At 59.9% G+C, this 22,966-nt stretch carries 24 protein-coding genes and 1 other RNA gene; 8 read left to right on the top strand and 17 right to left on the bottom strand.

The window, feature by feature from the left end:
• Window positions 1–4: 4 nt before the first annotated feature.
• From mraY to rsmI, 10 genes are all read right to left on the bottom strand, one after another.
• A complete protein-coding gene (gene mraY, locus KZ772_RS17175) occupies window positions 5–1,087 on the bottom strand; it encodes a phospho-N-acetylmuramoyl-pentapeptide-transferase (protein ID WP_035248018.1) in 1,083 nt (360 codons plus the stop codon).
• Window positions 1,087–2,445, bottom strand: a complete 1,359-nt coding sequence (murF, locus tag KZ772_RS17170) for a UDP-N-acetylmuramoyl-tripeptide--D-alanyl-D-alanine ligase (RefSeq protein ID WP_290537652.1) — start codon at window positions 2,443–2,445, stop codon at window positions 1,087–1,089. Before murF ends, mraY begins: the two co-directional genes overlap by 1 nt.
• A complete protein-coding gene (locus KZ772_RS17165) occupies window positions 2,442–3,914 on the bottom strand; it encodes a UDP-N-acetylmuramoyl-L-alanyl-D-glutamate--2,6-diaminopimelate ligase (protein ID WP_290537651.1) in 1,473 nt (490 codons plus the stop codon). Before KZ772_RS17165 ends, murF begins: the two co-directional genes overlap by 4 nt.
• The gene (locus KZ772_RS17160; protein WP_290537650.1) at window positions 3,911–5,632 is read right to left on the bottom strand and encodes a penicillin-binding transpeptidase domain-containing protein; all 1,722 of its coding nucleotides are present in this window, start codon (window positions 5,630–5,632) and stop codon (window positions 3,911–3,913) included. Before KZ772_RS17160 ends, KZ772_RS17165 begins: the two co-directional genes overlap by 4 nt.
• Complete coding sequence (gene ftsL, locus KZ772_RS17155; RefSeq protein WP_290537649.1) at window positions 5,629–5,895, bottom strand: cell division protein FtsL; 267 nt, start codon at window positions 5,893–5,895, stop codon at window positions 5,629–5,631. Before ftsL ends, KZ772_RS17160 begins: the two co-directional genes overlap by 4 nt.
• Window positions 5,895–6,833: a 16S rRNA (cytosine(1402)-N(4))-methyltransferase RsmH gene (rsmH, locus tag KZ772_RS17150; protein WP_290537648.1), complete on the bottom strand. Its 939-nt coding sequence runs from the start codon at window positions 6,831–6,833 to the stop codon at window positions 5,895–5,897. Before rsmH ends, ftsL begins: the two co-directional genes overlap by 1 nt.
• Complete coding sequence (gene mraZ, locus KZ772_RS17145; RefSeq protein WP_035248027.1) at window positions 6,833–7,273, bottom strand: division/cell wall cluster transcriptional repressor MraZ; 441 nt, start codon at window positions 7,271–7,273, stop codon at window positions 6,833–6,835. Before mraZ ends, rsmH begins: the two co-directional genes overlap by 1 nt.
• Before the next feature lie 346 nt (window positions 7,274–7,619).
• Window positions 7,620–8,405 (bottom strand): MBL fold metallo-hydrolase, encoded by a 786-nt coding sequence (locus KZ772_RS17140; RefSeq protein WP_290537647.1) that lies wholly within the window; start codon window positions 8,403–8,405, stop codon window positions 7,620–7,622.
• 166 nt (window positions 8,406–8,571) lie between these two features.
• An RNA gene (gene rnpB / locus KZ772_RS17135) (RNase P RNA component class A) lies at window positions 8,572–8,937 on the bottom strand.
• A 161-nt stretch (window positions 8,938–9,098) separates the two neighbouring features.
• On the bottom strand, window positions 9,099–9,911 hold the full coding sequence (gene rsmI, locus KZ772_RS17130; RefSeq protein WP_365870488.1) for a 16S rRNA (cytidine(1402)-2'-O)-methyltransferase: 813 nt from the start codon (window positions 9,909–9,911) through the stop codon (window positions 9,099–9,101).
• Between the two features lie 93 nt (window positions 9,912–10,004).
• On the opposite strand from rsmI, the gene KZ772_RS17125 reads away from it, so the two are divergent.
• From KZ772_RS17125 to KZ772_RS17110, 4 genes are read left to right on the top strand one after another with little or no spacing between them, the layout of a single operon-like run.
• Window positions 10,005–11,876 carry a penicillin-binding protein activator gene (locus tag KZ772_RS17125; protein ID WP_290537645.1) on the top strand — a complete coding sequence of 624 codons (1,872 nt, stop codon included), beginning with the start codon at window positions 10,005–10,007 and terminating at the stop codon, window positions 11,874–11,876.
• A complete protein-coding gene (locus tag KZ772_RS17120; RefSeq protein ID WP_290537644.1) occupies window positions 11,857–12,234 on the top strand; it encodes a YraN family protein in 378 nt (125 codons plus the stop codon). The genes KZ772_RS17125 and KZ772_RS17120 overlap by 20 nt, the downstream gene beginning before the upstream one ends.
• A 40-nt stretch (window positions 12,235–12,274) precedes the next feature.
• Window positions 12,275–12,862 carry a phosphoheptose isomerase gene (locus KZ772_RS17115; RefSeq protein ID WP_290509450.1) on the top strand — a complete coding sequence of 196 codons (588 nt, stop codon included), beginning with the start codon at window positions 12,275–12,277 and terminating at the stop codon, window positions 12,860–12,862.
• Complete coding sequence (locus tag KZ772_RS17110; protein WP_290537643.1) at window positions 12,863–13,450, top strand: BON domain-containing protein; 588 nt, start codon at window positions 12,863–12,865, stop codon at window positions 13,448–13,450. It abuts the gene before it with no gap.
• A 176-nt stretch (window positions 13,451–13,626) separates the two neighbouring features.
• On the opposite strand, the gene KZ772_RS17105 is transcribed toward KZ772_RS17110, so the two are convergent.
• The 7 genes from KZ772_RS17105 to rplM all read right to left on the bottom strand — a co-directional run bounded on the left by KZ772_RS17105 (window position 13,627) and on the right by rplM (window position 18,330).
• Window positions 13,627–14,025 carry a ClpXP protease specificity-enhancing factor gene (locus KZ772_RS17105; RefSeq protein ID WP_290537642.1) on the bottom strand — a complete coding sequence of 133 codons (399 nt, stop codon included), beginning with the start codon at window positions 14,023–14,025 and terminating at the stop codon, window positions 13,627–13,629.
• Window positions 14,026–14,027: 2 nt separating this feature from the next.
• Window positions 14,028–14,666 (bottom strand): stringent starvation protein SspA, encoded by a 639-nt coding sequence (sspA, locus tag KZ772_RS17100; protein WP_290509447.1) that lies wholly within the window; start codon window positions 14,664–14,666, stop codon window positions 14,028–14,030.
• 92 nt (window positions 14,667–14,758) lie between these two features.
• Complete coding sequence (locus tag KZ772_RS17095) at window positions 14,759–15,415, bottom strand: cytochrome c1 (RefSeq protein WP_290537641.1); 657 nt, start codon at window positions 15,413–15,415, stop codon at window positions 14,759–14,761.
• On the bottom strand, window positions 15,415–16,689 hold the full coding sequence (locus KZ772_RS17090) for a cytochrome bc complex cytochrome b subunit (protein ID WP_290539496.1): 1,275 nt from the start codon (window positions 16,687–16,689) through the stop codon (window positions 15,415–15,417). Before KZ772_RS17090 ends, KZ772_RS17095 begins: the two co-directional genes overlap by 1 nt.
• A gap of 5 nt (window positions 16,690–16,694) precedes the next feature.
• Window positions 16,695–17,282, bottom strand: coding sequence for a ubiquinol-cytochrome c reductase iron-sulfur subunit (gene petA / locus KZ772_RS17085; protein WP_290537640.1), 588 nt, complete (start codon window positions 17,280–17,282; stop codon window positions 16,695–16,697).
• Window positions 17,283–17,494: 212 nt separating this feature from the next.
• Complete coding sequence (gene rpsI / locus KZ772_RS17080; protein ID WP_062816707.1) at window positions 17,495–17,890, bottom strand: 30S ribosomal protein S9; 396 nt, start codon at window positions 17,888–17,890, stop codon at window positions 17,495–17,497.
• An 11-nt stretch (window positions 17,891–17,901) separates the two neighbouring features.
• Window positions 17,902–18,330 (bottom strand): 50S ribosomal protein L13, encoded by a 429-nt coding sequence (gene rplM / locus KZ772_RS17075; RefSeq protein WP_035248051.1) that lies wholly within the window; start codon window positions 18,328–18,330, stop codon window positions 17,902–17,904.
• Window positions 18,331–18,576: 246 nt separating this feature from the next.
• Here rplM and KZ772_RS17070 point away from each other — a divergent pair, with 246 nt between their 5' ends.
• From KZ772_RS17070 to KZ772_RS17055, 4 genes are all read left to right on the top strand, one after another.
• Window positions 18,577–19,614, top strand: a complete 1,038-nt coding sequence (locus KZ772_RS17070; RefSeq protein WP_290537639.1) for an aldo/keto reductase — start codon at window positions 18,577–18,579, stop codon at window positions 19,612–19,614.
• A 222-nt stretch (window positions 19,615–19,836) separates the two neighbouring features.
• The gene (locus KZ772_RS17065; RefSeq protein ID WP_290537638.1) at window positions 19,837–20,448 is read left to right on the top strand and encodes a TetR/AcrR family transcriptional regulator; all 612 of its coding nucleotides are present in this window, start codon (window positions 19,837–19,839) and stop codon (window positions 20,446–20,448) included.
• A complete protein-coding gene (locus tag KZ772_RS17060; RefSeq protein ID WP_290537637.1) occupies window positions 20,445–22,070 on the top strand; it encodes an NAD(P)/FAD-dependent oxidoreductase in 1,626 nt (541 codons plus the stop codon). Before KZ772_RS17065 ends, KZ772_RS17060 begins: the two co-directional genes overlap by 4 nt.
• Before the next feature lie 3 nt (window positions 22,071–22,073).
• The gene (locus KZ772_RS17055) at window positions 22,074–22,796 is read left to right on the top strand and encodes an SGNH/GDSL hydrolase family protein (RefSeq protein ID WP_290537636.1); all 723 of its coding nucleotides are present in this window, start codon (window positions 22,074–22,076) and stop codon (window positions 22,794–22,796) included.
• Window positions 22,797–22,966 lie beyond the last annotated feature (170 nt).

The raw sequence follows: 22,966 nt of genomic DNA, 5'->3' as shown, positions 1-22,966 counted from the left end.
TCCCCTATCGGATTTTCAGGGTCGCCAGACCCACCAGGACCAGAATTACGGTGATGATCCAGAAGCGCACAATGATCTTCGGCTCCGGCCATCCTTTCAGTTCAAAGTGGTGATGAATCGGCGCCATGCGAAACACCCGCCGGCCGGTGAGCTTGAATGAGCCCACCTGCAGCATCACCGAAACGGTTTCCATCACGAACACGCCGCCCATGATGAACAGCACGATTTCCTGGCGGACGATGACCGCCATCACACCCAGCACCGCGCCCAGGCCCAACGCGCCCACATCGCCCATGAATACTTGTGCCGGGTAAGCGTTGAACCACAGAAACCCGAGGCCCGCGCCACACAGGGCGGCAGAAATAATCACCAGCTCACCGGCGCCGGCCACATAGGGAATCTGCAAATACGGCGCGAATTCCGCATGGCCACCGGCATAGGCAAAGATGCCCAGGGCCCCGCCTACCAATACCGCCGGCATGATCGCCAAGCCATCCAGGCCATCGGTCAGGTTCACCGCATTGCTGGTACCGTTGATCACGAAGTAGGTCAGCACGATGTAGAACCAACCCATGTTGATGACCACATTCTTGAAGAAGGGCACGATCAGCTGGGTTTCCACCGGGCTCTGGGCAGTAAAGAACAGGGCAAAAGCCGCGCCAAGGGCCCCGATGGACAACCACAGGTATTTCCAGCGGGCCGGCAGGCCGCGGGGATTTTTTTCCACCACCTTGCGCCAGTCATCCACCCAGCCCACGGCACCGAAGACGAACAGCACGCCCAGGGTGATCCAGATGAAGCGGTTGCTCAGGTCCGCCCACAGCAGGGTGGAAATGACGATGGCAATCAGGATCAACGCGCCGCCCATGGTGGGGGTACCGGCCTTGCTCAGGTGGCTCTTCGGGCCGTCGTCACGGATGGCCTGACCCACCTGCTTTTCCTGCAGCTTGCGGATCATGATCGGGCCCACCCAGAAGGCGATGAACAGGGCCGTCAGTACGCTGAGAATGCCGCGCAGGGTGATGTACTGCACCACCAGGAAACCGCTGTGAAATTCTGCCAGAAGCTCGGCCAGCCAAAGCAACATCAGTGTGCCCCCTGTTCCGGTTTGTGCGGGCCTGCGCCCATGGTCAGTCGCTGTACCACCGCTTCCATACCGGCGCTACGTGAGCCTTTCACCAGCACGGTTCCACCCTGTTGCAGAACCGGGGCACTCCAGGTTGCCGCCTGCTGATCGTTTTCTGCCGTCATGGCACCGTCACCAAACCCCTTGGCGGCAGCACTGGCGCCGGTCATCACCACCAGGTCACTGATCCCCGCCTCGCGGGCATAGCCACCCAGCTCTTCGACCAGTTGCTCCGCCTGCGGCCCCAGCTCGCCCAGGGCGCCCAGCACCAGCATCTGTGGTGCCGGCTGAACAGCCAGCCAGTCGATGGCGACCCGCACGGAGCCGGGATTGGCGTTGTAGGTGTCATCCACCAACACGCCACCACCTACCGCATGCAGATTCATACGGCCGGGCACCGGCTTCAGTTGCGCCAGTCGGGGCAGCACTTCGCCCAGGTTCACACCCAGCGCTCGCACAGCGGCACAGGCCAGCAAGGCATTGCTGACCTGATGAGCGCCGGGCAGTGGCACGGTGACCGCCTCGCCCAGTGGCTGAAGCACAAATTCCACCCGGTCCTGATGCAAACGGATGTTGTCAGCATAGAGATCCGCCGGCGCCTGGCTGCCCACACGAATCACGGTGAGGCCGGCCTTTTCGGCTTCACCGGCAAAGAAATCGGCAAAGCTGTCGTCGTTGTTGATGATCGCCTGGCCGCCGGCCTGACAACCGCCGAAGATTTCCGCCTTGGCGTTGGCAATGCCCTGCATGGAGCCAAACCCTTCCAGGTGGGCGCCGGTCACATTGGTCACCAGCACCACCTTCGGTTTGGCCAGGGAACTGGTCCAGGCGATTTCACCGGGGGCATTGGCGCCCAGTTCAATGACCGCATAACGGTGCTCGCCTGAAAGGCGCAGCAACGTCAGCGGCACACCGATGTCATTGTTGAAGTTGCCACGGGTGGCCAGGGTGCCCTCGCCCAGCATGGCGGCGGCCATTTCCTTGACGGTGGTCTTGCCGGCATTGCCGGTTACCGCCAGGCGTTCACTCGTAAACTGGTCCGCATAGCCACTGGCCAGACGGCCCAGCCCCAGGCGGGTATCGTCTACCTGCACGGCGCTGGCAAAGTCATTTTGCTCACGGTCCACCAGGGCGGCGATGGCTCCCCCCTCGGCAGCCTGAGCAAGAAAATCATGGGCATCGAAACGCTCGCCCTTGAGCGCCACAAACAGGCAGCCCGGCGCCATGTCACGGGTGTCGGTAACCACGGCGCTGACCTTGCGGTCTTCACCGATCAGGGTGCCGCCGGTCCACTGGGCGATCTGCGACAACCACATCATGAGGCACCTCCCCGAGCGGCCAGTGCCTGGCGGGCAAGTTCTCTGTCATCACTGGGGTAACGCACGCCGTTGATTTCCTGATAGTCCTCATGGCCCTTGCCGGCCAGCAGAATCACATCGCCGGCCTGGGCACTGTTGACGGTTTCCTGCACCGCCTCGGCACGGTCCACGTTTTCGCGGACCGCCTGCGCCCCGGTAAGGCCGGCGCGCATCTGGTCAATAATGGTTTGCGGGTCTTCGCTGCGCGGGTTGTCGCTGGTCAGCACCACGGTATCGGCAAACTTTTCTGCCACCGCTGCCATTTGCGGACGTTTGCCCTCATCCCGGTCGCCGCCACAGCCGACCACGCAGAACAAGCGGCCGGCAAAGTGATCCCGACACGCCTGCAGGGCTTTTTCCAGGCCATCCGGGGTGTGGGCATAATCGACGATCACGGTCGGACAGCCATCAGCCTGCACCGGTTCCATACGCCCCGGTACGGGCGTAATCGCCGCCAACGCGCCGCCCAATGCCTCAGAGGCCACGCCCTGGCCATGCAGAATGGCTGCCACTGCCATCACATTGCTGAGATTGAAACGACCAAACAGCGGCAGACTCAACGGCACCACGGTGCCGCCAACGAACAGCTCGGCCTCGATACCCTCTACCGTGCATTGCAAAGACTGGCAACGCACCGTGGCACCCTGCTGGCTGCCGAAAGTGACGCACCGGACACCATTGGGCAGACAGGCAATCAGGGTCTGTGCCACCGGGTCATCGCAGTTGATCACCGCCAGCTGCACACCTTCGCGGGTGAACAGCATGGCCTTGGCAGCCAAGTAGGATTCCATGTCACCGTGGTAATCCAGATGATCCCGGCTCAGATTGCTGAATACCGCAGTGGTGACCAGGGTGCCGCCCAGACGATTCTGGTCCAGGGCATGGGAGGAAATTTCCATGGCCACGGTATCAGCCCCGGCATCACGGACTTTCGCCAGCCCGGCCTGGAGGGTAATAGGGTCTGGCGTGGTATGACCGGTGGTCTGCTCCTGGCCTTTCAGCCCCAGCCCCAGGGTCCCTACCAGGGCACAGCGATGCCCCAGCGCATTCAGTGCATCGCGCAGGAACCAGGTAATGCTGGTCTTGCCATTGGTGCCGGTCACCCCGGTAATGCGCAGACGACTGGCCGGCTCCCCGAACCAGCGCGCAGCCAGATCACCTACCTGCGCCGCCAACCCCGGCAGATTCACGCGAGGCACCGGCTGCTGCAGGTCTACGGAGAACGTCTCCGCGTCCGCCAGCACCACGGCAGCGCCGGCGCTGATGGCCTGACTGATGAAATGACGGCCGTCGCTCGCCACACCCGGCACGGCCACAAACACCTCGCCGGGCTGCAGACGACGGCTGTCCAGCTGCAAGCCGGAAATGGCAAGGCCTGCCACTTGGGCAGGCAGGCTATGCTCGGGGAGCAATTGCTGGAGGCGCATCATGAGCGGTCCTCCGTGTCCGGGCCGCCGGCCAGCAGCCCTTCGGGCTTGTCCGGCGGCACATGCAAGGTCCGCAATACCCCGCCCATGATCCGGGAAAAGGCCGGGGCAGCGACCAGTCCGCCGTAGTAAGCATCGCTGCGTGGATCGTCGATGACTACCACAGTAACAATACGAGGGTCCGTGGCCGGAGCCAGTCCGGCAAACAGCCCAATATAGCTGTCATCCGCATACCCACCGGAAACCACCTTGTGCACGGTGCCGGTCTTGCCGGCCACCTGGTAACCGGGCACTTGGGCACGGCTGGCCGTGCCCACCTGGCTAACCACGGTTTCCAGCATCTGTACCAGTTGCCGGGCAACCGGCTTGCCGAGCACCTGTTGCCCGGCGGGTTTGTCTGTCACCTTTTTCAGGGTCAGCGGTACCTTGACTCCGTCGTTGGCGATTACCGCATAGGCCTGAGCCAGCTGTACCGCCGAAACGCTCAGACCGTAACCATAGGAAAGCGCAGCCCGCTCCACTTCTCGCCAGTGGCTGCGCAATGGCAGCATGCCATTGCTTTCACCGGGAAAATCAATGGCGGTGGCCTGACCAAAACCGAAACGCTCCAGATAGGTGGGCAGCGCCAGCGGCTCCATGGCCAGCGCCAGCTTGCTGGTACCCACGTTGGAGCTCTTGGTGAGCACGGTGGTGATATCGATCACACCGTAATCGCGATGATCGCGGATGGTCTTGCTGCCCACACGCAGGGTGCCGGGATGAGTATTGATGGTGGTAGACGGCGTCACCATGCCCATCTCCATGGCCGCCGCCACGGTAAAGGGCTTCATGGTGGAACCGGGCTCGAACAGGTCGGTCACCGCCCGATTGCGCAGCGCGCCGGTATCCAGATTGCCGCGGTTATTGGGGTTGTAGGCGGGTTGATTCACCATGGCCAGCACTTCGCCGGTACGCACATCCAGCACCACCGCACTGCCGCCCTTGGCCTTGAATTGCTGCACTGCGCCGAGCAGCTCACGGTAAGCCAGGTACTGCAGACGCAGGTCGATGCTCAGGGTCACGTCTTCGCCGGGCTGCGCCGGCTCCAACACCTCGATATCCTGGATCACCCGGCCCAGCAGATCACGAACCACCTTCTTGCGACCGGATTTACCAGACAGGTGTGATTCCATGTCCAGCTCAACACCTTCCTGGCCCTGATCATCAATATTGGTGAAGCCCACCACATGGCTGGTCACTTCGCCGGCCGGGTAGTAACGCCGGTATTCGGTCAACGAATGGATACCAGGGACATTCAGATCCAATACTGCCTTGGCAGCTTCCGGCGCCAGGCCACGGCCAAGATAGATGAATTCCCGGGATTCGTGACGGCGCACCTTGCGGGCAAATTCCTGCTGACTAATCACCGAATTGCCCGCCAGCCGACCCCACTGTTCCTGATTCTCCAAGGCTTCACGGGGGTTCGCCCAAAGAGTGACCACCGGCGTGCTTACCGCCAGAGGGCGACCATCACGATCACGAATCACGCCACGGTGGGCGGCCAAGGGCTCCACACGCAGATTGCGGATATCCCCCTGATGGGCAAGAAAATCGTGCTGGATCACTTGCAGGTCCACCGCCCGCACCACCAGGACACAGGCGCACACCAGCCAGAAGCCCAGCACAAAGCGCCAGCGCATCTGGTGATTGGGTTGCCGTGTCTTGCGAGCCTGGCGTTTCATGGCCGGATCAGCACTCTCTCATCGGTTTTCGGTAATTTCATGCCCAGCTTCTCGCGAGCCAAGCGCTCCACCCGGGCATAGCTGCCCCAGGTGCTGTGTTCCAACAGCAGCTGACTCCACTGGCTCTCCAGACGGGTCTGCTGCTGTTGCAGTTTCTGACTCTCGTCGGTGAGTCGACGGGCCTCGTGAACGCTGTAGCTCACTGCCAACGCGGAGATCACTATCAGCATCACCAGGGTGCGGATCAGCCAGGGGGCACTCATCAGGCCACCTTCTCCGCCACCCGCAACACCGCACTACGCGAGCGAACATTTACTTTCAGCTCAGCCTTGCTTGCACGAATAGCCTTGCCGACCGGCTCCAGCCGCTGGGGCATTTCATCGCCCAACGGCAAGCCACCGCGCCCCTTGGGAGCCCGGCCTGAATGATCGCGAATGAACAACTTCACGATCCGGTCTTCCAGAGAATGGAAGCTGATAATGGCGAGACGCCCGCCGATGGCGAGCGTCTCCAGGGACTGTTCGAGCACTTGGGTCAGCGCATCCAGCTCCCCGTTTATGTGTATTCGCAATGCCTGAAAACTGCGTGTGGCCGGGTGCTTTCCCGGCTCACCGCGACCAATGGCCGACTCGATCAGATCGGCAAGCTGCAAGGTGCGGGTAATCGGCTGCTCCTTGCGCTCCTCGCAGATGCGCCGGGCAATCCGCCGCGACTTGCGCTCATCGCCGTAGCGATACAGCACATTGGCAATGTCCTGCTCGTCGGCCCGGGCCAGCCACTGCGCCACACTTTCACCCCGGGTGGGGTCCATGCGCATATCCAACGGCCCGTCACGCAGAAAGCTGAAGCCGCGATCGGCGTCGTCCAGTTGCGGAGAAGAGACACCCAGATCCAGCAACAGACCATCGATGGATCGCCCCTCTTCCGCCACTATCTCAGGGAGGCAGTCAAAGCGGCTGGCCACAATCCGGAAACGGCCATCTTCGGACGCCAGTTGTTCACCCGCGGCAACAGCCTGGGGGTCGCGATCAATACCGGCCAGGCGACCCTGGGCATCCAGTTTTTCCAGCAGTGCACGGCTGTGGCCCCCTCGCCCGAAGGTGCCGTCTACATAAAAACCATCACCACGGCTGAACCACATATCCAGTACCTCTTCCAGCATCACCGGCTGGTGTTCGTACTGCGCGCCCTTGTCGGTCATCAGAAAGACAGCTCCTGGACACTTTCCGGCAATGCATCCGGATCCAGAGTGCCGTCCTCTTCCAACCAGCTTTCTGCTTTCCAGATTTCAAAGCGGTGCATCTGACCGATCAGCATGGCCTGCTTCTCCAGCCCGATAGCCGCCCGCAATTCCGGCGGCACCAGCAGCCGGCCATTACTATCCATATCAATTTCCACCGCCTGGCCGAGAAAGCGACGCTTCAGCTGGCGCACCTGCGGACTGGAATCTCGCTGGGCGGAGAGCTTACCGGCGGTTTCCATGAATTCATCACGTGGGTAAAGGGCGAGACATTCGTCATAGGGGTGACGGGTAAGCACAAGCTGGCCGCCGCAGGCTTCGTTCAACGAAGCGCGATAGCGAGTCGGCATGGTGAGCCGCCCTTTGGCATCCAGATTGAGTGATGTGCTTCCAGTAAACACTGGCCGTCCTCATGCTCGATTATTCGGTTCCTTCCCGGGGGCTCTGTTTACCCCACTTCGCGACACCGGCCGCCAAGAAATTCCCACTTTTTCCCACTTTTCACCACATTGAGACACTCTATGGCCACAAGGAACACCAAGTCAAGCATCGACACCCGGGTAAACGTAAAAGAATTTCCTGACAAATCAGCCTGTTAGCTGTGTCACAGGGAATGCGTGAAGGGACGAACGGAGGGAGTTTCGTGACGAATCAGAGCGCTGGAACGCGCAGGTGAGAAAGCACTTTAAGTGTTAGACGGATTAGTTATTAGCAGGCCTTTATATATTCACTTATTGACTCAAAACCCTATCCAGACACGGGCAATCGATAGGAATGACTATCCAGCAGGTCGACGCCGCACTCCAGCGTTGCCAGCCAGTCCAAAAATCGGCCCACCTGCTCCCCCGCAAAATAACCACCATGCTGAGGCACGATCATGTGAGGCGCCAGCTTGCGCACCATGGCCACCCACAGCCGACAGGCCCGGTTGCTGGCCATATAGCGGCGATGAAACCCGGTCATGCTGTGAAGGTGATCGGCAAAGTTATCCACCCGCCCTTCCTCGCCACCCAGAGACGCACCAATATCGCCGGAAAACAGGATGCCGCTGAGCGGATCGTAGAAGCTGAAATTGCCTACCGAATGCAGAAAGTGAGCGGGCAGCACCCAGATCTCGGTATCCGCAAACGACAGTACCTTGCCCTCATCCGCCACCCCCAGGATACGTGACTGCAATTGTTCCCCCATTTTGCCAGTCACATAGGAGGACGCCAGGTGAGGCAGAAAGCGTGCCCATAACCGGCTGACCACCACCTGGCTGCGAGTATGCATCAGCCAGCGTGGCAGGGAGGCGATAATATCCGGATCCTGATGGGATGCCAGGATGTAGACAAGGCCATCCAGACTGACACGGCGACTCAGGGCAATGGTCAACGGGGTATAAGTGAGATCGCCACCCGGATCGATCAGCGCAGCACGGTCCCCGTGGCGAATGCAAAACTGGTTGGCCTGCACGCCTTCACCGACAACCAGATCGGAAAAGCGCAGCACTTCATTATTATTGTCGAGAAAAAGGGTATCGATCTGCGCCATGCCAGACTCCTGCCAGATTGTAAGCCCGACAATTCTGACGACATGACATCAGCTGATAATGACTCAGGTCAAAAAGAGGAAGCGTTTCAGTACAAGAGCCACGAGTCACGAAAAACAACCCCCGGTTCAAGGGGGGCACTTCTCGCAACTCGCATCTCGTAATGAAAAGGTGGATCGGTCGATAAGCCGGGTTCTGTCGTGGACAGTCATTCATCTGGGGCTTGCGTCGCCACAAACCTCTAGCAACCTACCCGGATCCAGCGCGGGCCACGCCATAGGATCCCTATTTGGTCTTGCTCCGGGTGGGGTTTACCCTGCCACCGCTGTTGCCAGCGGCGCGGTGCGCTCTTACCGCACCTTTTCACCCTTACCGGTTCCTTCCAGAGGAGGGAACAGGCGGTATCTTCTCTGTGGCACTAGCCGTAGCCACACCGTCACCAGTGTGGCCCCCAGGCGTTACCTGGCACCCTGCCCTGTGGAGCCCGGACTTTCCTCCAGCGGCTACGCCGCCAGCGACTGCCTGACCGATCCGGGGGCGATTCTAGTCAGTTAACAGTGAACAGTGAACAGTTAATAGTTCGCGGGCCGTGTTTTTCTGCTCCTAAACGCAGAAGGCCGCGCCCAAACCCCGGGCGCGACCTTCATTGCTGACGGTTCTCTCCTGTCCTCTCGCGATCTGTTAACTGTTCACTATTAACTGCCTTCAAGGAGCGCATACACCGCCTGGCGCTTCAGTCCGGTGTGGGCAGCCATGATTTTCGCTACCCGGGACACCGGCAGTTCCGCCAGCAGGGATTTGGCCAGTGCCTGGTCCTTATCGCTCCAGTCCGCAGTTTGTGCGGCGGGGGACAGCACCAGTACCAGTTCGCCGCGCTGCTGATTGCGATCTGAGGCCACCCAATCACAAATATCAGCCACGGTGCCCATGCGAATCGTCTCAAATTGCTTGGTCAGCTCACGGCAAAGCGAGATTTCACGATCTTTTTCAACCAGCGGTTTCAGTGCTTCCAGGAAGGACAGCACCCGGTGCGGTGCTTCGTAGATAATACTTGTGACCGACAACTTGGCCAGGCGCTCGATGGCCTGCTGCCGGGGCGCCCCCTTGGCCGGCACAAAGCCCTCGAAAAGAAAACGATCAGACGGCTGCCCCGCTGCCGCCAACGCGGCCAGCAGCGCCGACGCACCGGGAATCGGCACCACCGGAACACCAGCCTGGTGGCAAGCGCGCACCAGACGATAGCCGGGATCACTGACCAGCGGCGTACCCGCATCGCTGATCAGAGCACCCTGCTCTCCTGACTGCAAACGAGCCACCAGCTCTTCACTGCGGGCACTTTCGTTGTGATCATGACAGCTGATCAGCCGGCAGCGAATCCCCAGCTGCTCCAGCATGCGCTGACTGTGCCGGGTATCTTCCGCAGCCACCCAGTCCACCTCACCCAGTAGCGCTATCGCCCGACGACTAATGTCATCCAGATTTCCGATCGGTGTACTAACAATATACAAAGTTCCACTCATATCTGTGCACGACTCAACTGGTGGGGCTCCAATGAAGCGCCTACAATAGCGGCTTCATTCTGGTAATACGAACCTCTCGCCATGGAATTCAGAAAGGCCCGTTTGGCAGCCCTGCTTGCTGCCGCAGTCATCGCCGGCTGTTCTACCACAACCCCTCCGCGCACCACGGTTTATGAACAGCCGTCGGCTCCCAAGGTTGCCGCCACTCCCTCGGCGCTGTCGGCTGCCCGCAGTCAGCTGGCCACCATGAAAACCGATGCCCGCATCAATGCTGCACTGCAATGGGCAGAGGATTATCTGGACCAGCAACGGGCCGGCGATGCCAGCCAGTTGCTGGCCGATCTGAACCCACAGGTCATGGACGACGAGCAGCGGTTTTCATGGATACTGCTCAGCGGTCGTGCTCAGCTTGGCGACCAACGACCCGACGAGGCACTTGGCCTGCTGCAAAGCCACCAAAGTGACATCCTCCAATACCCCGCGGAGAAACAGGCCCGGCTGGACCTACTCAAAGCAGACGCCTTGGCCATGAAGGGGGATCTGACCCGCAGCCTTCAAGAACGAGTAGCCGCACACCCTTTGCTGGGGGGCGATGACCAGGACTACAACCACGGCATGATTTGGCAGTTGCTGATGCAGCTGTCCAATACCGAACTGGCCGATGCCATTGAAGGCAGCAGCGGCGATTTGCGTGGCTGGCTGACTCTGGCACAACTTTACCGGGACCCAATCGCCGACCTGGATGCCCAGGTCAGCCGACTGAATCAATGGAGCGCCCAGTGGCGCACTCACCCGGCCACCGAGGACGTTCCTGACATTCTTGAGGCTCTGGAAAAAGCCGCCAACGAAAAACCCAGCAAGGTTGCCATTCTGCTGCCCACCACCGGCCCCCTGAAGAATGCCGGCAAGGCCCTGCAGGAAGGCATTATGACTGCCTACTATCGACACAAGCAGAACGGCAACCCACCGGTATTGCGCTTCTACGATTCCGGTAGCGACAACATCCTTACCCTCTATGACCAGGCCATTCAGGACGGCGCCGACTTTGTCCTCGGTCCACTGGCCAAAGACAAGGCTGCCACCATTGCCAACCAGGGCTCTCTGCCCGTTACCACACTGGCCCTGAACTACATTGATCAGGACAACCTGCCCGAAAATTTCTTCCAGTTCGGCCTCGCCCCGGAAGACGAAGCTCGCCAGATAGCCATGCAGGGTGCTCGTGAAGGCGCCAGCCAGGCAGGCATCCTTTATCCGCAAGGGGAATGGGGAGAACGGGTTGCCCAGGCTTTCGCTGAAGAATGGCAATCCCTTGGCGGCACAATAACGGTGACACGCACCTATCAGGAAGGCCCCACCCTGGGTGACACCGTCAAGGAGTTGCTGCTGGTTGCGCAAAGTCAGAGCCGCGGCGAGGCAGTCAGCCGCTTCACCAGCCTGGACATGGATATCCAGCCACGCCGCCGCCAGGACATGGGGTTTCTGTTCCTGCTGGCCAACCCCAATCAGGGGCGCCAGGTGAAACCAGCCCTGAATTTTCATTACGCCAAGGATTTGCCGGTGTATTCCACCGCCCTGATACACAGCGGCGAGTCCAACCCTCGCCGCGATCAGGACCTGAACGGCGTCCGCTTTGTGGACATGCCCTGGATGTTAAGCAACGAGGACTCGGAGCTACGCAGAATGACCGAGAAACAATGGCCCGAAGGTCACGGTCGTTACGAGCGCCTGTTCGCCATGGGCATTGATGCCTACCGGCTACAAAGCCGTCTCTACCTTTTGAGCACCCTGCCCTCCAGTGAGCTGCCCGGCGTCACTGGCCGTCTAAGAATGAAACAACAACGCATCGTGCGCGAACTGGACTGGGGCGTCTTCATCAATGGTGAAGCCCGCGCCCTACCCAAGGTGTCCGAGCCGGGGAACAGCAGCAGGTCCCGTGAAGTTACGGCGCAGTAACAAAGATTCCGGTGGCGAAGCGGAAAAACAGGCTGCACACTGGCTGACGCAGCAGGGGCTGGCAGTTGTGGCTCGCAATTTCCGCTGTCGGCAGGGCGAAATCGACCTGATCATGCAGGATGGTGACACCCTGGTATTCACGGAAGTGCGTTGGCGCAGTTATCGTAGCCATGGCGGCGCCCTGGCTTCCGTTGATCGCCACAAGCAACGCCGGCTGATCCTGGCGGCTCAGCATTACCTGGCCCGCCACCCGCAATACCATGATCGGCCCTGCCGCTTTGATGTACTGGGAATGGAACCGGACAATAACGACACTGTCCGTTATCAGTGGATACAAAACGCGTTCTACAGCGAGTAGCTGTACCCAATAACCGAACGCGCAGAACAATGAGGTAATTATGAGCGTGGACCGTATCCGGCAACTGTTTGCCGAAAGCATTGAAACCAAAGCCAAGGCCGGCGAAGTGCTTCCCACCGTCATCGAAGCGGCTGGCCAAGCCATGGTGGAATGCCTGCTCAACGGCGGCAAGATTCTTACCTGTGGGAATGGCGGTTCCGCCGGCGACGCCCAGCATTTTTCTTCCGAGCTGCTCAATCGGTTCGAAATGGAGCGTCCGGCATTGCCAGCAATCGCGCTGACCACCGACTCCTCCACACTCACCTCTATCGCCAACGATTACAGCTATAACGAAATTTTTTCCAAGCAGGTCCGTGCTCTAGGCAGTAGTGGCGACATTCTGCTGGCCATCTCTACCAGCGGCAACTCTGCCAACGTCATCCAGGCCATCCAGGCCGCCCACGACCGGGAAATGCGCGTTGTCGCCATGACCGGCAAGGAAGGCGGTGAAATGGTCAACCTGTATGGCCCCAATGACATCGAGATCCGGGTGCCTGCCACCTCCACCGCTCGCATCCAGGAAGTTCACCTGCTGGTGATCCACTCCCTGTGCGACTACATCGACCAGCAACTGTTCGGAGGCCAGTAAATGGCCGCACGCTTCACCCGCTTCAGCAACGTCCTGGCCTTGCTTCTCATGCTGGCCGGCACCACCGGCTGTGTTTCCCTGTCCAAGGGCATGTCCGATCAACCTGTCGACCAGAACCATGGGAAACGCACCTTCGGCGCCTTTATCGAGGACGGCAACATTGAGCGCAAGGTCGCCGTGAATCTGGCCCGTGCCAGCACTGAACTGGACGAGTCTCGCATTGTGGTAGTGAGCTATAACGGCAACGTCCTGCTCGCCGGCCAGGTGGCCAACGAAGACCTGAAGGTCCAGGCCGGCAATATCGCCGAGAAGGTTCGCCATGTACGCCATGTGCACAATGAGCTGCAGGTAGTTGGATCCAACTCTTTTCTGGCACGCACCAATGACACCTGGCTGACCAGCAAGGTCAAAAGCCGCCTGCTGATCAACGGCGATGCCCCCGGCTGGCGCACCAAGGTGGTCACGGAAAACGGTGTGGTCTACCTGATGGGCCTGCTGACCCGCGAAGAAGCCGACGCAGTGGTCGAGCAGGTACAGAAGGTGTATGGCGTGCAGAAAATCGTGAAGATTATTGAGTATATCGACTGAAGAACAGCTGCAAGCTACAAGCTGCAACACGAAGGAAGGCCCTCCCCAACCGGAACGCCGAGCCCGGGCGGCCCTACCCAAAACAAAAACCGCGCTGAAGGGTGCGGTTTTTTTGTAGCTCGTAGCTCGTAGCTCGTAGCTCGTAGCTAAAAAAAAACCGGCTTTCGCCGGTTTTTTTATTTCACCACCTTCAGATGGCTGACTTTTCCCTTGCTGTCGTCCTTTTCCGGTTCCGGAGGGGTCGGCTCAGGAGGCGGCTCTGCCGGGTCGAAAGCCATGCCTTGACCGTTCTCGCGAGCGAAGACAGCTACCACCGCATTCACGGGCACCCGCAGGGTCATGGGCATCCCACCGAAGCGGGCGGAAAAAGTGATTTCCTCATTGCCGGCAATGAAGTTCGTCACCGCCCGCGGCGCAATATTCAACACGATTTGACCGTCCTGAACAAAATCCTGGGGCACTTCCACCCCGGGGTAGGAAGCATTCACCGCCAGATGGGTCGTCAGGCCGTTATCACAGATCCACTCGTGGATCGCCCGTATCAGATACGGGCGATTGGGAGACATATCGGACATGATTACAGCGGGTTGCGCAGTTCGCGCTCGGCATCTGTCAGGCTGGCCTGAAAGGCATCACGATCGAACAGACGCTCAGCATAATCCAGCAGCGGCTTCACCTGCTTGGCCGGCAGCTCGATACCCAGAGCCGGCAACCGCCACAGAATGGGGCCAACCACACAGTCCACCAGGGTGAACTCTTCACTCATGAAGTACGGCAGCTCACTGAAGATCGGCGCAGTAGCAATAATCGCTTCACGCAGCTCCTTGCGACGCTTGTTCAGACTGGCCTCTTTTTCTTCACCAGCCAGAATCGCATCAACGTGACCACACCAGTCACGCTCAACCCGATGAATCAGCAGACGGCTATGCGCACGGGCAACCGGATACACCGGCAGCAACGGCGGATGGGGGAAACGCTCATCCAGATATTCCATGATGACGGTGGACTGATACAACGTCAGCTCACGGTCCACCAGGGTAGGCACTTCGTTGTAAGGGTTCAGCGACGCCAGATCTTCCGGCTTGTTGCTGTTGTCCACATCAACGATATCGACTGTGACCCCTTTTTCCGCCAGCACGATACGCACGCGATGGCTGTAATGATCTTCCGGGGAAGAAAAGAAAGTCATTGAAGAACGCTTGGTCACCACACCCATGGTCGAATCATCTCCGCACAAATAGCTATAACAGAAACAGGGTAACCGCTTACACGGATACCCTGTTCAACGCTGAAAAGGGGCACTAATCGTTAGTGCACGTCTTTCCAGTATTCCTTCTTGAGCAGGTATGCCGGGACAAACAGAATGCCCAGGAACACCAGTACATACACACCGAGACGCTCACGCAAGGGGCGGACCGGCTCAGCGGTGTAGGCCAGGAAATTGGTGAGGTCACCCATCGCCTGCTTGAACTCGTCCTCGCCCAGGTCCTCTTCCAGGCTAGCCATCACGTGGGGCATACCCACGTTCTCGAACACCCGGTTGTTGTAACCGAAGGGGCGAGACTCGTCTTCGTAGAAGTTGATCAGGTAGGAATACACCCAATCCTCTGAACGATAACGGGTCACCATGGTGAGATCCGGCGGTGCATTGCCGAACCAGGCCTTGGCGTCTTCCGGGTCCATGGCAGTACGCATCTGATCACCGACCTTGTCGGTGGTGAAATTCAGATTGTCCTGCACCAGCTCTTCCGGAATCTCCAAGTCCTCAGCCAGACGGCTGTAACGCTGATACTGCAGACCATGACAGCCCATGCAGTAGTTTACAAACAGCTTGGCACCATTCTGCAGGCTCACCTTGTCCTGGAGGTTAACCGGGGCAGGAACCACGTGCTCGTTATCGCCACCACCGGCGGCAAGGGCTACCCACGGCAGGCAGCTGAAAAGAACGACCGCTAATTTCTTCATCAGTGACCCCCCGTTACCCGTTCCGGAACCGGCTTGGATTTTTCAAATTTGTGTACAAACGGCATGATCAGCAGGAAATAACCGAAGTAATAGATCGTACCGAACTGCGCCATCATGGTCTTACCCGGCGTCGCCGGCTGGGTACCGAAATAACCCAGCATCAGGAAGTCCACCACGAAGATTGCCATGAACAGCTTGCTCAACCAGCCGCGATAGCGGATGGAGCGAACCGGATGGCGATCCAGCCACGGAATCACGAACAGGATCACGATAGCGCCACCCATGGCAACCAGGCCCCAGGCCTTGGAGGACATGATGATATCCAGGGTCGTGGCACGCAGCATGGCGTAGTACGGACCGTAGTACCATACCGGGGCAATATGATCCGGGGTCTTCAGCGGGTTGGCCGGTTCGAAATTCGGCTTCTCCAGCAAGTAGCCACCGCCATCCGGGAAGAAGAAGATCACCACGGCGAAGATCATCAGGAACACGATCACGCCCGGCAGGTCCTTCACGGTGTAGTACGGGTGGAACGGAATGCCGTCTACCGGGATGCCGTTTTCGTCCTTGTTCTGCTTGATTTCAACGCCATCCGGGTTGTTGGAGCCCACTTCGTGGAGCGCCAGGATGTGCAGTACTACCAGCGCCAGCAGCACGATGGGGATAGCCACTACGTGCAGCGCGAAGAACTTGTTCACCGTCGCAGTGGACAGCAGATAGTCACCGCGAACCCAGGTAGTCAGGCCTTCACCAATTTCCTTCGCTTCGGTAGCGTCGATAAACGGCAGCAGATCAAAGGGAATGGCACCGGCCAGGGAAATAATCACCTGGGCGCCCCAGTAGGACATGTTGCCCCAGGGCAGCACATAACCGAGGAAGCCTTCCGCCATCAGTGCCAGATAGATCAGCATACCGAAGATCCACACCAGCTCCCGCGGCGGCTTGTAGGAGCCGTACATCAGGCCACGGAACATGTGGATATAGACCACGGCGAAGAAGGCGGACGCCCCTACCGCGTGCATATAGCGGATCAGCCAGCCCCACTCCACATCACGCATGATGTATTCCACCGAAGCAAAGCCTTCGCTGGGAGAGTAGAACATGGTCAGCCAGATACCGGTGAGCAGCTGATTGATCAGCACCACCAGGGACAGCACACCGAAGTAGTACCAGAAATTAAAGTTCTTCGGGGCGTAATATTCGGACATGTGGCGCTTGTAAGCATCCACCACGGGCAGACGGGCATCTACCCAGTCGACAACACGATTCACCATTCCCATCATGCCTCGGTCTCCCCTTCTTCAGAACCCACGATGATGACACCTTCACTCAGGTAGGAGTGCGGCGGCACCACCAGGTTGGTGGGTGCGGGCACGCTCTTGTAGACGCGACCGGCCAGATCAAACTTGGAACCGTGACAGGGGCAGAAGAAACCACCGTGCTCCAGCTCCACTGTGGGCTCGTCCTCATACAACGGCGAACACCCCAGATGGGTACAGGTGCCAATCAGCACCAGCAGCTCCTTCTTGATGGAGCGCCACTCGTTCTGGGCATAGGCAGGCTGCTGATCCACTTCAGACGCAGGGTCACGAAGCTTGTCTTCCAGCTGCGACAAGGTTTGCAGCATATCGTCGGTACGACGCACCACCCACACGGGCTGGCCTCGCCATTCCTCAACCACACGCTGACCGGGCTCCAGTTTGCCAACATCCACGGTTACCGGCGCACCGGCATTCTTGGCTTTGGCACTGGGCTGCCAGGATTTCACAAAAGGAACAGCCGCGCCAACTGCACCTGCGGCACCAATAGCCGAGGTCAAGCCGATCAAGAAGGTGCGGCGGCTGGTATTAACGCCGTCGTTGCTCATTCAGTTATTCTCCCCTTAGATCCCACGCTCGGGAATAATCCGAGACTCGAGGTACTACCTCGCGCTCCGGGCGGAGTAAGGCGGCGCAAATGGTAAAGAAAAAGCCCACACCTGACAACCGGTTATTCCCCAGCCAGAGTCGCTAAACGCCTGATTTGAACACAAAAAAGCCCAGCATTGCTGGGCTTTTTTGTGAACAGCTGTTGTAAAGCTTAACGCTTGGAGAACTGCGGACGACGACGCGCCTTGCGCAGACCCACTTTCTTACGCTCAACTTCACGCGCATCACGGGTCACGTAACCAGCACGACGCAGCTGGCCACGCAGCTCACCGTCGTACTCCATCAGCGCACGGGTAATACCGTGACGGATGGCGCCAGCCTGACCGTTGTTGCCGCCACCGCTTACGGTAACCAGCACGTCAAACTTGTCGCTCACTTCGATCAGTTCCAGCGGCTGACGAACTACCATCTGGTTGGTTTTACGACCAAAGTAAACATCCAGAGGGCGGCCATTCACAGAAATCTTGCCGCTGCCCGGACGCAGAAAAACGCGAGCGGAAGAGGTCTTGCGGCGACCGGTTCCGTAGTTGGTTTCTACAGTTGCCATCAATTAACCCCTTAAATTTCCAGCTGCTGCGGCTGCTGAGCGGTGTGCGGATGCTCAGTACCGGCGTAAACTTTCAGTTTGCGGAACATGGCGCGACCCAGAGGGTTACGCGGCAGCATGCCCTTCACCGCCTTCTCAATGATCATTTCAGGCTTTTCAGCCTGCAGAGTGGAGAAGTTGGCTTCTTTCAGGCCACCCGGGTAACCGGTGTGACGGTAGTACATCTTGTCATTTGCCTTGTTACCGGTAACGGCCACTTTATCGGCATTGACTACGACGATGTAATCACCGGTATCGACGTGTGGAGTAAACTCCGGCTTGTGTTTACCGCGCAGACGGCTGGCGACTTCGGTCGCCAACCGACCCAGCGTTTTGCCGGAGGCGTCTACCACATACCAGTCGCGCTTTACGCTTTCCGGTTTTGCGCTGTAGGTCTTCATGGAATTCTGCCCTAAATTCAATATGTTACGGGTAGCAAACACCCGCCGGCGACGGTTCCGCCGGGCAAGAGAGCGCGAATTCTACCCAAGCCCCCCACAGAACACAAGCGGTTCAGGGGCTTTTGTTGTCATGACGTTTACTGCCTGACTACAGGTCAGTTCCCACCATTGTGCCGCAACCAGCAGCATGATGAGATTGGCGCCCATTCTAACCGTGCCTACCGGCCCCCTTGCAAGGAGTTCGCCATGGAATACCGCCGTCTTGGACGTACTGATCTGAATGTGAGCAGCCTGTGCCTGGGCACCATGACCTGGGGAAGCCAGAACACGGCGGATGAAGGGCACGCCCAGATGGACATGGCGCTGGACCACGGCATCAACTTTTTTGATACCGCCGAGATGTACGCCGTGCCGGCCAGCCCGGAAACCTCATTCCGCACCGAAACCATTATCGGCGACTGGTTTGCCCGCACCGGCAACCGCGACAAGGTCATCCTGGCCACCAAGGCCGCCGGCCCCGGCGACTATGTAAAGCATATTCGCGGCGGCCCCCGTTTCAGCGCGGAGAGCCTGCAAGGCGCTGTGGAGGGCAGCCTCAAGCGCTTGCAGACCGACGTCATCGACCTGTACCAGCTGCATTGGCCGGAACGCACCACCAACTACTTCGGGCGGCTGGGCTACAAGCACCGGGACGGCGAGGACGGTATCGCCATCAGCGAAACAGTGGCCGCCCTCAAGGCACTGGTAGATGCCGGCAAGATCCGCCACTGGGGCCTGTCCAACGAAACCCCCTGGGGCACCATGACCTTTCTGCGCGAGGCCGAGAAGATCGGTCTGGCGCCGCCGGTCAGCATCCAGAACCCCTACTCCCTGCTCAACCGCAGCTTTGAAGTGGGCCTGGCGGAAATCGCCCATCGCGAGCACGTCGGCCTGCTCGCCTACTCGCCCCTGGCCTTCGGCATGCTCACCGGCAAATACCGCAACAACCAGTGGCCCAAGGGAGCCCGGCTGACAGAGGTCAAACAATTCAGCCGCTACACCAACGAACAGGCCAGCGCGGCCACCGACGCCTACTGCCAGCTGGCAGAAGAGCGCGGCCTGAGCCCCACTCAGCTGGCCCTGCAATTCGTTACCACCCGCCCCTTCGTGACCAGCAACATCATCGGTGCCACCAGCCTGTCCCAGCTGGAGGAAAACCTGAAAAGCGTGGACCTGCCCTGGGATCGGGATCTGGAAAAAGCCCTGGAGGCTATTCATACACGCTTTCCGTACCCGGCGCCCTGATCCCGAGCAGCCCGCCGCGCCCAATGCCTGGGCGCGGTTCGTCACTCAAGAGGTGTTATTCGCTTCGCTCACCCTTCGGGCCGCACGGAAATACGGGCGTTACTCCGCTACGCTCCGTTCCTGCAGCAGCTCCGTAGCCACCTACTGACCCACATAGAACCGTTGACGATACAGCCTTGCTCATGCAATGTTAACGGCGTTAACTTTGACCAATGAGAGACCATGGCACGTACGGCATACCACCACGGCGATCTTCATCAGCAGGCCCACGAGCTGGCACTAACCATTGTTCGTGAGCAGGGTGACGGCGCCATCAGCCTGCGTGCCCTGGCCAGGCAGATCGGCGTCAGTGCGCCGGCGCTGTATCGCCACTATGCCGACCGGGAGAGCCTGCTGGCCGAACTGGCCATCAGCGGCTTTCAGGCCCTGCGCCAGCGTTTACTGGCCGTGGACCAACAGGATAGCCGCAGCGCCCTGATCGGCATCGGCCTGGCCTACGTGGCCTTCGCACGAGAGGAGCCCAACCTGTACCGGCTCATGTTCGGCGGGCGGGTGTTGCCGCGCGGCGCTCACCCCCGGCTGGATCAGGCGGGGCTGGCGGCATTCCAGGTACTGGAAGACACCGTTGCAAACGGCCAGCAACGGGGTTACCTGAAAGCCGCGCCACTGGCCCTGCTTACCGCCGCCGCCTGGTCCCTGGTGCACGGGCTGTCGCAACTGACCATCGACGGCCACCTGCCCGGCCCTGACACCGAACCGCAACTGGCAGCGGGCATCACCGCCCTGCTGCTGGATGGCAGCATTGAACGTTCCAACAAGGAGCCCACCCCATGAGCAGCCCCACACCCAGCACCCTTCGCGTTGGCCGACGTTACCGGGCCAACCGCCTGGACGGACCTTATGACGCCATTGTCATCGGCTCCGGTATCGGCGGCCTGACCGCCGCCGCCTGCCTGAGCAAACTGGGCAAGAAGGTTGTCGTGCTGGAGCAGCACTACACCGCCGGCGGCTTTACCCACAGCTATGACCGCAACGGCTACGAATGGGATGTGGGCGTGCATTACATCGGCGACATGGGCGCCAAACACACCCTGGCCCGCCGCCTGTTTGATTACGTCACTGACGGCAAACTGCAATGGGCGGCCATGGACGATCACTACGACCGCCTGTTCATCGGCGATCGGCAGATCGATCTGGTCGCCGGACCCGAGGCCTTTGCCAACGAGCTGAAAAGCCAGTTTCCGGGTGAAGAACAGGCCATCGACCGTTATCTGGATTATCTCTCCCAGGTGGCCAAGGCCATGCCCGGCGTCACCCTGGCCAAGGTACTGCCGAACCTGCTGGCCGGCCCGTTCCGGTCTCTGGCCCGCCGCAAGGCCCCCGCCTTTCTCAACCGCACCACCCGGGAGGTACTGGAAACCCTCACCGACAACCAGGAACTGATCGCCGCCCTCACCGGCCAGTGGGGCGACAATGGCCTGGTGCCAGACGACTCCAGCTTTATCATCCACGCACTGATCGCCCGGCATTATCTCTACGGCGGCTACTACCCGGTGGGCGGCGCCTCGGAGATGGCCAAGACCATTATCCCGGTAATCCAGCACGGCGGTGGCGAAGTCTTCACCTACGCCGACGTGAAAGAGATCCTGGTCGAAAACGGCAAGGCGGTGGGCGTGCGCATGGCCGACGGCCAGGCCATCCACGCCCCCGCCGTGATCAGCAATGCCGGCGTCTTCAATACGTTCGGGCCGCTACTGCCGGAGCACGCCCCCCACAAGGCGTTCTACCAGAACAAGCTGGGGCAGGTGCAACGCTCCATGGCCAGCGTCTGCCTGTATATCGGCCTGCAGGACACGGCAGAGAACCTGGCGCTGCCGAAAACCAACTTCTGGATTTACCCGGGCGCGGATTACCGTGGCCAGGTTGAGCGTTTTCTCGCCGCCCCGGACCGCCACGATATTCCGCTCACCTATATTTCCTTCCCCTCCGCCAAGGATCCCAGCTTCGCGGAGCGCTACCCGGGCCGGGCCACCATCGAGATCGTGGCACCGGGGCCATTCCAGTGGTACCAAGACTGGGCGGACAAGCCCTGGGGCAAACGCGGCGAGGATTACGAGGCGAAGAAGGAAGCCTATTCCCAGCGACTGCTGGAAAAGCTCTACGAAAAGATGCCCCATTTGCGTGGCAAGGTGGATTACTACGAACTGTCCACGCCCTTGTCCACGGACTATTTCTGCCGCTACAGCACCGGCGAGATCTACGGGCTGGACCACACGCCAGAACGGTTTGAACAGGACTGGCTGAAACCGAAGACCCGCCTGCCGGGCCTCTACCTGACCGGCCAGGACATCATGACCTGCGGCGTGGTTGGCGCCATGATCGGCGGCCTGCTCACCACCGTTGCCGTGAGCGGCCTGAAAGGCCTGCCGCTGGCCAAGAAAATGTTTGTGGGATAACCCATGCACCTGCCCTTCTGGCTCAGCACTGCCCTGCTCGCCCCACTGCTGGTCTGGCAGGGCAAGCGCACCCGCCGCACCACTCCGCGTCTGCCGGAGGCCAGCGGTGAGCCGCACGGCCAGTACGGTGAGGGGGAGCCGGCACTGCGACTGCTGGTGATCGGCGAATCCACCGCTGCCGGAGTAGGGGTGGCACATCATCAAGATGGCCTGGCCAGCCAACTGGCCCGGCAGCTATATCAGCAAAGCCGACACCCGATTGCCTGGCATAGCCACGGCATTAACGGTATCCGTCTGCAGGCCCTGCTGGACAACCTGACACACACCGAGCTGCCGCCGGCAGATGTCATCTTGCTCAGCATGGGCGTCAATGACACCACCGGGCTGACACCCAGGCGTCGTTATCGCGAGCAACTACTGACACTCGCTGCCAGACTACCGACGCCACTCTACCTGCTCAGCGTGCCGCCCATGCACCGCTTTACCGCCCTGCCCTCGCCCCTGCGCCAGCTGCTGGGCTGGCGGGCCCGACAACTGGATGCCGTCCAACGGCAGCTGGCCAGGGAGCGCCCCAATGACTTTATCCATCTGGCCTACCCGGCAATGAACGACCCGGCCCTGCTGGCCAAAGACGGCTATCACCCCGGCATCAAGGGGTACCAGGCCATGGCTACCGCGCTGGCGCCGGCCCTGGCCGCAAGACTGCGGACACGGAAAGAAACGTAGGGTGGTGTAGGGTGAATTAGCCTAAGGCGTAATCCACCTTTTATCGGCAGCCTTGATATGAAATGCAAACATGATGGATTACGCCTGCGGCTAATTCACCCTACATTGCCGGAAAGGTTTGTCTGGCTCTTACGAGCATAAAAAAAGGCCCTGCTAGCAGGGCCTTTTCT

The sequence above is a fragment of the Alcanivorax sp. genome, assembly GCF_019431375.1.
GTDB classification, from domain to species: Bacteria; Pseudomonadota; Gammaproteobacteria; order Pseudomonadales; family Alcanivoracaceae; genus Alcanivorax; species Alcanivorax jadensis_A.
Note: the sequence above shows the minus strand (reverse complement) of the source record. Positions and strands in the feature narration are given on the sequence as shown.